Consider the following 10,829-nt stretch of genomic DNA (forward strand, 5'->3'; position numbering starts at 1 on the left):
ATGAAAACCGCCCCGCCGCCCCACCGGCGCACCCCCCCCCCGCCCTCACACCGGCGCCGCCCGCCCCCCGCCCCGCCACCGGCCGCCGCCCTCGCCAGGGGCACCGGCCGGTGCCGGGCGGCCCGCACAGGCTGGAGCGGTCAGGCCGACTCGCGGACCACGAGCCGGCAGGGAACCGTCTGAACGCCGCTGAGCGGCCGACCGTCGATGGCGTCGAGCAACCGCAGGGCGGCGACCCGGCCGATCTCGGGGAGGTTCATGTCGACGGTGGTCAGCGGGGGACGGGAGGCAAGGGCCATGGTGTCCCAGTTGTCGTACCCGACGACGGCGATGTCGTCCGGAACGCGGCGGCCCGTCTCGCGCAGGGCGTCCGCCACGCCCCGGGCGATCTGGTCGTTGCCGCAGAAGAAGGCGTCGGTGTCCGGAGCCGTCCGCAGGACGGAGGCGGCGGCGCGCCGCCCCCACGCCTCGCTCCAGTCGCCGAAGTGCACCCGCGTGCCGGACAGTTCGAGCGACGCCCCTTCGAGCAGCTCCTCGGTCAGCCGGGCCCGGTGGCGGGCGGCGGCGTGGTGCGCCGGGCCGGTGACGTGCGCGACACGGCGGCGGCCGGAGTCGATGAGGTATTCCACGGCCAGGCGGGCGCCGCCTTCGTCGTCGGAGGCCACCGAGATGTCGGCGGGATCGGTGGACGGCGTCAGGGCGTACACGGTCGGCACCCCCCGCAACCCCTGGAGCGGGGGGCGCGGGTCGGTCCGGCGGCCGGTGACGATGATGCCGTCCACCCGGCGGGCCAGCAGCGTCTCCACATAGTGGCGTTCCCGGATGGCGTCCCCGCGGGTGTCGCACAGCAGGACGGAGATCTTGCCGGCGCCCAGGGCGTCCTCGGCGCCGAGCAGGACGGGGGTGCTGAAGCGGCCGATGCCGTCGGTGGTGACCAGACCGACCGTCCAGGTCCGTCCCGCGAGCAGGCTGCGGGCGGCCTCGTTGGGCCGGAACTCCAGTCGGCGAGCCGCGTCGAGCACACGCTCGCGCGTCTCGGGGCGCATCCGGCCGCTACCGCTGAGGGCCTTCGACGCGGTGCCCACGCTCACGCCTGCCAGGCCCGCCACGTCGGCCAGAGTCACCCGGGCTCCCGCTGGAGGGCGACGATCGGTTTCTGTCACGGACAATCCCTTGCTCATCTGCCGGATGTGTTCATAGTGCCAGCAAGCCCACCGTATCCCAAGCGTGATGAGCTGGAAAAAGCGTGGGATGCAGATGTCTTGACGAGTCCGAAGGTCACTTCTAGGTTTCGTCAGGAAAGCCATTGCTCACTTTCGCGCACGCGGCACCGTCGGCTGCGGACGGTCGCGCCAAGCCGTCCGGGGGTGCCGCGGTGCGGCAGCCCCGGTTCCGGCCGCACTTCCCCAGGGAGATCCATGGCCCGCAGCAATCCGTCATCCTCCGGTCCCACCGGCCCCGTCCGGCTGTCACCGGGGGCACGCACCGCTCTGCGTCCGGCCGGCTCGGCGGACATCCTCAGCGGCTTCTGGCGCGAGCGCCGGGACGTCAACGCCCGCGTCGGCATCCCGCAGGGGCCGGTGCTGCTGGAGTCGGCCGGCAACCTGCACGACCTGCGACTGGCGGCGGGCCTCGTGGCCGGGGAGTTCCGCGGCGACTACCCGTTCATGGACAGCGACGTCTACAAGTGGCTGGAGGCGGCGTCCTGGCAGCTGGCCGGCTCCCCGAGCCCGGAACTCGCCGCCGACGTCGACCGCATCACCGCCCTGGTCGCGGCCGCACAGGAACCGGACGGCTACCTCAACACCTGGTTCCAGACCGGCAAGGGCGAGGGCCGCTACCGGGACCTGCGCTGGGGCCACGAGCTGTACTGCGCCGGCCACCTGATCCAGGCGGGCATCGCCCACCACCGGACCACCGGCGGCAAGGAGCTGCTCGCCGTGGCGGTGCGCTTCGCCGACCAGATCGACGCGACATTCGGGCGGGACAAGGCGGTCGACGGCTTCGACGGCCATCCCGAGGTGGAGACGGCGCTGGTGGAGCTCTACCGGGAGACCGGCGAGCGGCGCTACCTGGACCTGGCTGCGTACTTCGTCGACCGCCACGGGCACGGGGTGCTGGGCGGTGAGGCGTACTGCCAGGACCGGGTGCCGCTGCGGGAGCAGGAGAACGTCGAGGGGCACGCCGTGCGCCAGCTCTACCTGCTGGCGGGCGCGGCCGACCTGGCCGCGGAGACCGGTGACGACCAACTGGCGGCCGCCTGCGAACGGCTGTGGTCGGCGATGGTGGCCACCAAGACGCACCTGACCGGCGGCCTCGGCGCCCACCACGACGAGGAGGACTTCGGCGACCCCTACGAACTGCCCACCGAGCGGGCGTACTGCGAGACCTGCGCGGCGGTCGCCTCCGTCCACTTCAGCTGGCGGATGGCCCTGCTGACCGGCCACGCCCGTTACAGCGACCTGATCGAGCGCACGCTCTTCAACGGCTTCCTGGCAGGCATGTCCCTGGACGGGGAGCGGTGGCTGTACGTCAATCCGCTGCAGGTCCGCGACGGCCACAGCGACGGCGGCGGCGACCAGTCGGCCCGCCGCACCCGCTGGTTCCGGTGCGCCTGCTGCCCGCCGAACGTCATGCGGCTGCTGGCCAGCCTGCAGCACTACGTCGCCTCCACCGACGGCGGCGGCCTGCAACTGCACCAGTACGCCACCGGCCACTACGCGGGGGAGATCGCGGGTACGCGCGCGGCCGTGCGCGTCGAGACCGACTTCCCCTGGTCCGGGACCATCAAGGTCACCGTCGAGGAGGGCCCGGCGGACCTGCCCTGGACGGTGTCCCTGCGCATCCCGTCCTGGTCGGCCGGCCACCGGGTCCGGCTGGCCGGCCGCGACCTGGCGGCCGGACCGGGGGCCGACGGCTGGCTGCGCCTTGAGCGGCTCTGGGCACCGGGCGACGAAATCGTGCTCGACCTCTCCACGGCGCCGCGGCTGACCCAGGCCGACCCCCGCGTCGACGCCGTAAGGGGCTGCGTCGCCATCGAGCGCGGCCCCCTCGTCCACTGCCTGGAGGGCGTGGACCATCCCGGCGGCGGTCTGGACGACATCGTCATCGACCCCCGCGCACCGCTCACCGAGGACCATGCCCCCGGTCTCCTCGGCGGCGTCACCACCGTGAGCGCCGCCGGCCACCGGCGCACCGTGGCGGACCCCGGCTGGTGGCCGTACCGCGACGCCACGTACCTGGATCCGTCCAGCTCCCCCGAACAGCGGCACAGCACCGTGCTTCAGCTCACCGCCATCCCCTACTACGCCTGGGCCAACCGGAGCGACGGCCCGATGCGTGTCTGGATCCCGACCCGCTAGCCGACGGCATCCGCGGCACGCACACCCACCACCCACGCCACGCCGAGCAAGGATCGCCATGAGAACAACACGCAACGCCCTCACCGTCGTCGCGGCCTGCACCGCACTCGCGGCGGTGGCCGCCTGCGGCGGCTCCGACGGCGGTTCTTCGTCGTCCGCCTCGGGGACGTACACCTTCTGGGACCCCTACCCGCAGTTCGACGGCTCCTCGGACTGGGGCAAGCTGGTCGCCTCGTGCGGTACCAAGGCGGGTGTGACCGTCAAGCGGACCGCTTACGACACCACCGATCTGGGCAACAAGGCCCTGCTGGCGGCGCAGCAGGGCAACACACCGGACGTCATGCTGGTGGACAACCCGGTGGTGTCCACCCTGGTGCAGGCGGGAATCTTGAACAAGATGAGCGACGTCAAGGTGCCGACGTCCTCGATCCAGCCGAACATCATGGGCGCGGGCACCGCGAAGGGCGCGGCCTACGGTGTGCCGATCGGTGCCAACACCCTCGCGTTGTACTACAACAAGGACGTGCTGGCCGCCGCCCATGTGGATCCGGCCTCGATCAAGGACTGGGCGTCACTGACGGCGGCGCTGACGAAGGTGAAGGCGGCGGGCAAGAAGGGCATCACCTTCTCCGCGATCGGTACGGAGGAGGGGAGTTTCCAGTTCCTGCCGTGGTTCTGGGGCGCCAAGGGCGACCTGACGCACCTGGACGGCGCGGGGGGCCAGGCGGCGCTCGCGTTGTGGAAGGACTGGGTGTCCCAGGGCCTGGCCCCCGCCGACGTGCTGACCAACACGCAGACCACCAGCTGGCAGGAGTTCGCCACCGGTGACTACGCCTTCGGCGAGAACGGCACCTGGCAGCTGGGCAACGCCAAGAAGGCGGGTTTCCCGTACGGCGTGATCTCCATTCCCGGCAAGGACGGCGGTGCGGCCCCGGCGCCCACGGGCGGCGAGTTCGTGACCGTGCCCGTGCAGAAGGACAGCGCCCGCTACACCACCTCGGCCAGGATCGTGTCGTGTCTGACCAGCGACGCGAACCTGCTGTCGACCGACACCACGCTGTCGTACATCGCCCCGACCAGTGCGGTTCAGGGCCAGCAGGTGGCCAAGCACCCCGAGCTGGGGCCGTGGAAGGCCGCGGTGGCCTCGGCGCGCGGTCGTACCAGTGGTGGTCTGGGCACGAAGTACCCAGTGATCTCTCAGCAGTTGTGGACCGCGGTCCAGGGCGCGCTGTCGGGGGGCAAGAGCCCGCAGGCGGCGCTGCGGACGGCCCAGAAGGCCGTCGAGAACCACCGGGACTGACGGCGCCGGAATCGAGGAGCGTGCATGACCACTGTCCGGGCCGGCGGCCGTCTGCGACCGCCGGACACGCGCGGGGCGCATCGTGATGCCCCATTGCCGGCCCCGCCGGTGTCCCGCCGTCGGGGGTTGTCTTCTTCGCGGGTGGCGGGGTGGGGGTTTCTGGCCCCGGTCGTCGCCTACCTGTGCGCCTTCTACCTGTATCCGCTGTACCGCAACGTCGACCTGTCGGTGCGGCATTACACGGTGCGGTCGTTCGTCCAGGGAGGTGCGGAGTTCACCGGGTGGGACAACTTCCGCCAGGTGCTCCAGGACCCGTCCTTCGGAACCGCGCTGCGCAACACCATGGTGTTCACGCTGGTGTCGATCGTGTTCCAGTACGCGTTCGGGCTGGCGCTGGCGGTGTTCTTCCACCGCGGTTTCCGGCTGGCTCCGACCTTGCGGGCGCTGTTCCTGATCCCGTGGCTGCTGCCGTTGATCGTGTCGGCCTCCACGTGGTCGTGGATGCTCAACAGCGAGTCCGGTGTGGTCAACTACGCCCTGCACCTGGTGGGTGTGGGGAGGGTGGACTGGCTGACGTCGCCGTCCTGGGCGCTCACCTCGGTGATCATCGCGAACATCTGGATCGGCATCCCGTTCAACCTGGTCATCCTCCACAGCGGCCTGCAGAACATCCCCGCCGAGCTGTACGAGGCCGCGGCGCTGGACGGCGCGAACGGCCGGCAGCAGTTCTGGCGGATCACCTTCCCGTTGCTGCGGCCGGTCTCGGCCATCACGCTGCTGCTGGGCCTGATCTACACGCTCAAGGTCTTCGACCTGATCTGGATCACGACCAAGGGCGGTCCGGGGGATTCCTCGACGACGCTGGCCACCTGGTCCTACCGGCTGGGCTTCGGCTCGCTGCTGCCGGAGTTCGGCCGCGGCGCCGCGGTCGGCAACCTCCTCATCCTCATCGCCCTGGCCTTCGGCCTGGTCTACGTCCGCGTGCAAAGGAGGCAGACCACATGACCGCTGTGCCCAGCGACCCGCCCACCACCACGTCCGCGCACGGTCGCGCCGGGCGTACGCCGTTCAGCGGCAGGACCGTCGTCGGGGTCGTGCTGACCGCGTTGATGCTCTTCCCCGTGTACTGGATGGTGAACGTCTCGCTCACTCCGCAGGCCCGGATGCGCAAGGACCCGCCGGATCTCCTGCCGCTGCACCCCACCTTCAGCGGCTACCACGCGGTCCTGCACGACCAGTTGCCGTACCTGTGGGTCAGCCTCCTGATCGGCCTGGGCACGGTGGCGATCACCCTGGTCCTGTCCGCGCCCGCCGGCTACGCGATGGCCAAGCTGCGCCCACGTGGCGCCGGACCGCTCGGCCTGGTGCTGCTCGTCGCCCAGATGATCCCCGGCATCGTCATGGCGATGGGTTTCTACGGCATCTTCCTCAACCTCGGGATAATGAACACCTGGTGGGGTCTGGTCGTCGCCGACTCCACCATCGCCGTGCCCTTCGGCGTCATGATCTTCACCGCCTTCATGTCCGGGATACCCGACGAACTCCTCTCCGCGGCCAAGGTCGACGGAGCCGGCGTGTGGCGCACGTTCGTCTCCGTCGTCCTGCCGGTCAGCCGCAATGCGGTGGTGACCGTCTCGCTGTTCAGCTTCCTGTGGGCCTGGTCGGACTTCGTCTTCGCCAACACCCTCGACAGCGGGGGCGACATGCGCCCCATCACCCTCGGCATCTACAAGTACATCGGCAACAACAACCAGGAGTGGAACGCCATCATGGCCACCGCTGTCGTCGCCTCCATTCCCGCGACCGTCCTCCTCGTGCTGGCCCAGCGCTACGTCGCCGCAGGCGTCACCGCCGGCGCCGTCAAGGACTGACAGCGAGGAGCAAGGGTCTGAGCGACGAGTGGGCGAGGGGCGCGGCAACGCCCGGTCGGCAAAGGCTTGTGTCGTACCTCTTGAGATGAGCATGGCGAATGTGTCAGTCTCATTTCGGCTTCGTCAGGGCTCGGGTTTCGGTGGCCGTGTACGCACCCCTGTGACCTTCAATGTGAGCGCTCACATTCCTCCGGGTGAGCGCTCACGTCCCTCCCGTCAGGAGTGACGCCATGCCAAGATCCCCTCGCCCCAGAGGTGTTCCGGCCGCGATGGGGCGGCCGGCGCACCGCGCATGAGCCTGAACCATCAGGCCGTCAAGCGGTGATGTTCGTGCACAGAACTCCGCGCCGACAAGGCGGACCCTGCCACCGCTCGTCGTCCGGCAGCGGCCACGGGCACGCGCACGCCCGATCTCACGTGCCGGTCCGCGGGGACGTCGTCGTTCCACCCCCTCTCCTCCGAAGGAGGCCCCGATGTACGACGACAGGTTCTTCCTCTTCACCGGCTTACGCCGGGTCAGACCCCTCACCGTGATCCTGCTGGCCCTTGCGATGGCAGCGGTGTTCTCCGGCGGCCGGGCCGTAGCGAGCAACTCGTCCGCGCGGACGGCGCATGTCCCGGCGGCCGCGGCGTCATCGCTGCCCTGTGACATCTACGCGGCCGGCGGCACCCCTTGTATCGCCGCGCACTCCACGACCCGGGCGCTGTTCGCCGCCTACAGCGGACCGCTGTACCAGGTCCAGCGCGCCTCCGACAACGCCTACCACGACGTGGGTCTGCTCTCCGCCGGCGGATACGCCGACGCGTCGGCCCAGACCTCCTTCTGCTCCGGCACTTCCTGCACGATCACCAAGATCTACGACCAGAGCAGCCGGCACAACGACATGCCCGTCTCCTGGGGAGGCTACTGGAAGGGCCCCGGCCCCAACGGGGCGGACGTGGGCGCCGACGCCGCGGCGCTGCCCGTCACCGCCGGCGGCCACCAGGTCTTCGGCGTCAAGGTGACACCCGGCGTGGGTTACCGGGTCGACAACGCCAGCGGCGCCCCCACCGGCTCCCAGCCCGAGGGCATCTACATGGTGACCTCCTCGAACTTCACCAACCAGTGGTGCTGCTTCGACTACGGCAGCGGCGAGAACACGCACACCGACACCGGCAACGCCACCATGAACGCCATCTACTGGGGCACCGCCTGCTGGTTCGGCAACTGCGTCGGCACCGGCCCCTGGGTCGAGGCCGACCTGGAGAACGGCATGTACCACACCGGGAGCGGCTCCAACAAGGACTCCAGCAACCAGGGCGTCTTCCATCCATTCGTCAGCGCCTGGGAGAAGAACAACGGAACAAGCAATTTCACGTTGAAATACGGAGACGCCACCAGCGGTGGACTGACCACAACCTATTCCGGGGGGCTGCCGGCCGGTTATTCGCCCATGAAGACCGACAGCTCCCTGCTGCTGGGCACCGGCGGCGACAACAGCGTCTCCGGGCAAGGGGAGTTCTTCGAGGGCGCCATCACCGCGGGCTTCCCGTCGGACGCCACCGAGAACGCGGTGCAGGCCAGCATCACCGCGGCCGCGTACGGCGGCGGTTCCGGAGGGGGCCAGGCCACCGTGCTGCGCAACAGCAACGCCAACCGCTGCCTGGACGTCCCCAACCTCAGCCAGACCAACGGCACCCAGACGGAACTGTGGGACTGCAACGGCGGCACCAACCAGCAGTGGACGCCGACCGGCGCCAAGGAACTGCGCGTCTACGGCACCAAGTGCCTGGACGACGAGGCCAACGGCAAGACGAACGGCACCCGGGCGATCATCTGGGACTGCAACGGCGGCAGCAACCAGCAGTGGAACCTCAACTCCGACGGCAGTATCACCAATGTCGCGTCCGGCCTCTGCCTGGACGCCAGCGGCAACGGCACCGCCAACGGCACCATGGTCCAGCTGTGGCAGTGCACCGGCGCCGGCAACCAGAAGTGGACCCGCGGCTGACCACCCGCCCGGGCCGCGACTGAGCCCGGACCCGCGCGGACGGCGGCGCGGCAGCCGTCCGCGCGGGACCCCAGCCGCCCTCAGGCCGTGTCCCGCCTTGAATCCTCACCACTCGAAGAGAGCTAACCATGAGGCTCATCCCCCGCGGACGCCCGCACGGCGGTCGGCCGCTGAGAAGCGCAGTCGTCACCGCCCTGGCCGCCGGCGCCTTGGCCGCCGTGCCCGCCGTGACGGCCCACGCGACCACCATGACCACCCTGTACGCCTCGCCGACCGGCAGCGGCACCTCCTGCTCCGCATCGGATCCCTGTTCACTGACGCAGGCCAAGTCCTCCGTGGAGGCCGTCAACGGCAGCATGACGGGGGACATCGTGGTGCAGCTGGCCGGCGGCACATACCGTCTGTCCGCACCGCTCGTCCTCGGCGCCGCGGACTCCGGCACCAACGGGCATACGGTCGTCTGGCAGGCGGCGCCGGGCGCGAGTCCGGTGATCTCGGGCGGCCAGCAGGTGACCGGGTGGTCCCTGAAGGACTCCGCGAACAACATCTACTCCGCGTCGGTGCCGACAGGCACGGACTCGCGGCAGCTCTACGTCGACGGATCGCTGGCGCCCCGGGCGGCGATCACGATCTCCCGCAGTGACGTGCGGATCACGGCGACCGGGATGACCATCGCCAACTCGGCGCTGAACTACCTGGCCTCCCTGCCGCAGCAGAACCGGATCGAGCTGGAGAGCCAGAACTCCTTCACCGACCGCTACGCCCCGGTGCAGTCCATCAGCGGCAGCACCATCACCATGCAGCAGCCCGCGTGGAACAACAACAACTGGGGCTACGACACTCTGGCCAGCCCCTTCGCCGGCGGCAGCCTGCAACTGGAGAACTCCTACTCCTTCCTGAAGAGCGCCGGGCAGTGGTACCTCGACCCGCAGGCCGGACAGCTCTACTACAAGGCACCCTCGGGCTGGTCCCCCGCCTCCCACGACATCGAACTGCCGCGCCTGACCTCGCTGCTGCAGATCAGCGGCACCTACAGCAACCGCGCCCACGACCTCGCCTTCCAGGGCATCTCCTTCCAGCACACGACCTGGCTGCAGCCCGGTACCAGCGTCGGCTACGCCGACGAGCAGAGCGGCACGTTCCTGGCGCGCTCCTTTACACAGCCCTCGGACTTCATGTCGTCCTGCCAGTCGGGCTGCCCGCTGTTCGAAGCCGCCCGTAACAGCTGGAACCAGGTGCCGGCGGCCGTGCAGGTGTCCGCTGCCCAGAGCGTCAGCTTCACCGGCGACACCTTCGCGCACCTGGGCCAGGTGGGTCTCGGCATAGGCAACGACGCCGACGCGCACGCCTCCGGCGTGGGCCTTGGCGCCTCGGGCATCACGGTCTCGGGCAGCACGTTCAACGACGACTCCGGCGCCGGCATCGTGGTCGGCGGCGTCCAGCCCGACGCCCACCACCCGTCCAACCCCGCCATGACCGACCAGGACATCACCATCCAGGGCAACCGCATCAGTGATGTGGCCAAGGACTACAAGGACATGGCCGGCATCCTGTCGACCTACGTCACCCACGCGGTGATCACCCACAACGAGGTCTCCGACCTCGCCTACGACGGCATCGACGTCGGCTGGGGCTGGGGCGCCAACGACCCCGGCGGCAGCCAGGACTACGTCAACCGCGGCCTGTACGACTACCAGCCGGTCTACACCACGGCCACCACCCTGAAGAACACCGTGGTCAGCTACAACCTGGTGCACGGAACGAAGAAGGTGTTCCACGACGGCGGGAGCATCTACAACCTCTCGGCGAACCCGGGCGCCAGCATCGACCACAACTACATCTACGACAACAAGAACACCGTCGGCCTCTACCTGGACGAGGGCTCCCGCTACGTGAACCTCACGGGCAACGTCATCCAGGACTCCGGCGTGTGGGCCTTCACCAACGCCAGCGGCACCAACAACACCAACGACAGCACGTTCTCCGGCAACTGGTACAACGGCGGCGCCACCCAGGTCGCCACGGGCTCGCCGCACAACAATGTCCTGACCGGCAACGTCCAGGTCAGCGGAACGAACTGGCCCTCCGGCGCCCAGCAGGTGATCGCCCAGGCCGGTGTGACCGGCGGCACCGGCAGCGGTACCCCAGCAGAAATACACGCCGTCGGTGCGGGCAAGTGCCTGGACGTGCCCAACTCGACGACCACCCCCGGTACCCAGCTCCAGATCTGGGACTGCAACGGCGGCTCCAACCAGCTCTTCACCCGCACCTCCAGCGGGCAGCTCACCGTCTACAGCGGCGGTAA

The 10,829-nt window shown here is 69.7% G+C and carries 7 protein-coding genes; 6 read left to right on the forward strand and 1 reads right to left on the reverse strand.

Features of this window, described 5'->3' with window-relative positions:
* Positions 1-140: 140 nt before the first annotated feature.
* Positions 141-1,181, reverse strand: coding sequence for a LacI family DNA-binding transcriptional regulator (locus AB0927_RS40490; RefSeq protein WP_366672874.1), 1,041 nt, complete (start codon positions 1,179-1,181; stop codon positions 141-143).
* Between the two features lie 237 nt (positions 1,182-1,418).
* On the opposite strand from AB0927_RS40490, the gene AB0927_RS40495 reads away from it, so the two are divergent.
* From AB0927_RS40495 to AB0927_RS40520, 6 genes are all read left to right on the forward strand, one after another.
* On the forward strand, positions 1,419-3,362 hold the full coding sequence (locus AB0927_RS40495) for a beta-L-arabinofuranosidase domain-containing protein (RefSeq protein WP_366672876.1): 1,944 nt from the start codon (positions 1,419-1,421) through the stop codon (positions 3,360-3,362).
* Positions 3,363-3,420: 58 nt separating this feature from the next.
* Positions 3,421-4,662, forward strand: a complete 1,242-nt coding sequence (locus AB0927_RS40500; protein ID WP_366672877.1) for an ABC transporter substrate-binding protein — start codon at positions 3,421-3,423, stop codon at positions 4,660-4,662.
* Positions 4,663-4,686: 24 nt separating this feature from the next.
* A complete protein-coding gene (locus AB0927_RS40505; RefSeq protein WP_366672878.1) occupies positions 4,687-5,667 on the forward strand; it encodes a sugar ABC transporter permease in 981 nt (326 codons plus the stop codon).
* Between the two features lie 104 nt (positions 5,668-5,771).
* Positions 5,772-6,533, forward strand: coding sequence for a carbohydrate ABC transporter permease (locus AB0927_RS40510; RefSeq protein ID WP_366672881.1), 762 nt, complete (start codon positions 5,772-5,774; stop codon positions 6,531-6,533).
* A 473-nt stretch (positions 6,534-7,006) separates the two neighbouring features.
* Positions 7,007-8,524: an arabinofuranosidase catalytic domain-containing protein gene (locus AB0927_RS40515; RefSeq protein WP_366672879.1), complete on the forward strand. Its 1,518-nt coding sequence runs from the start codon at positions 7,007-7,009 to the stop codon at positions 8,522-8,524.
* Between the two features lie 128 nt (positions 8,525-8,652).
* A partial coding sequence (locus AB0927_RS40520) for a ricin-type beta-trefoil lectin domain protein (protein ID WP_366672880.1) occupies positions 8,653-10,829 on the forward strand: 2,177 nt, incomplete at its 3' end.

This window comes from Streptomyces sp. NPDC048106, assembly GCF_040706415.1.
Taxonomy (GTDB): Bacteria; Actinomycetota; Actinomycetes; order Streptomycetales; family Streptomycetaceae; genus Streptomyces.

What these genes read in the sequence shown, in the direction of transcription:
- AB0927_RS40490 (WP_366672874.1), bottom strand. Translation starts at nt 1,181, where the DNA reads ATGAGCAAGGGATTGTCCGTGACAGAAACCGATCGTCGCCCTCCAGCG.
- AB0927_RS40495 (WP_366672876.1), top strand. Translation starts at nt 1,419, where the DNA reads ATGGCCCGCAGCAATCCGTCATCCTCCGGTCCCACCGGCCCCGTCCGG.
- AB0927_RS40500 (WP_366672877.1), top strand. Translation starts at nt 3,421, where the DNA reads ATGAGAACAACACGCAACGCCCTCACCGTCGTCGCGGCCTGCACCGCA.
- AB0927_RS40505 (WP_366672878.1), top strand. Translation starts at nt 4,687, where the DNA reads ATGACCACTGTCCGGGCCGGCGGCCGTCTGCGACCGCCGGACACGCGC.
- AB0927_RS40510 (WP_366672881.1), top strand. Translation starts at nt 5,772, where the DNA reads ATGCTCTTCCCCGTGTACTGGATGGTGAACGTCTCGCTCACTCCGCAG.
- AB0927_RS40515 (WP_366672879.1), top strand. Translation starts at nt 7,007, where the DNA reads ATGTACGACGACAGGTTCTTCCTCTTCACCGGCTTACGCCGGGTCAGA.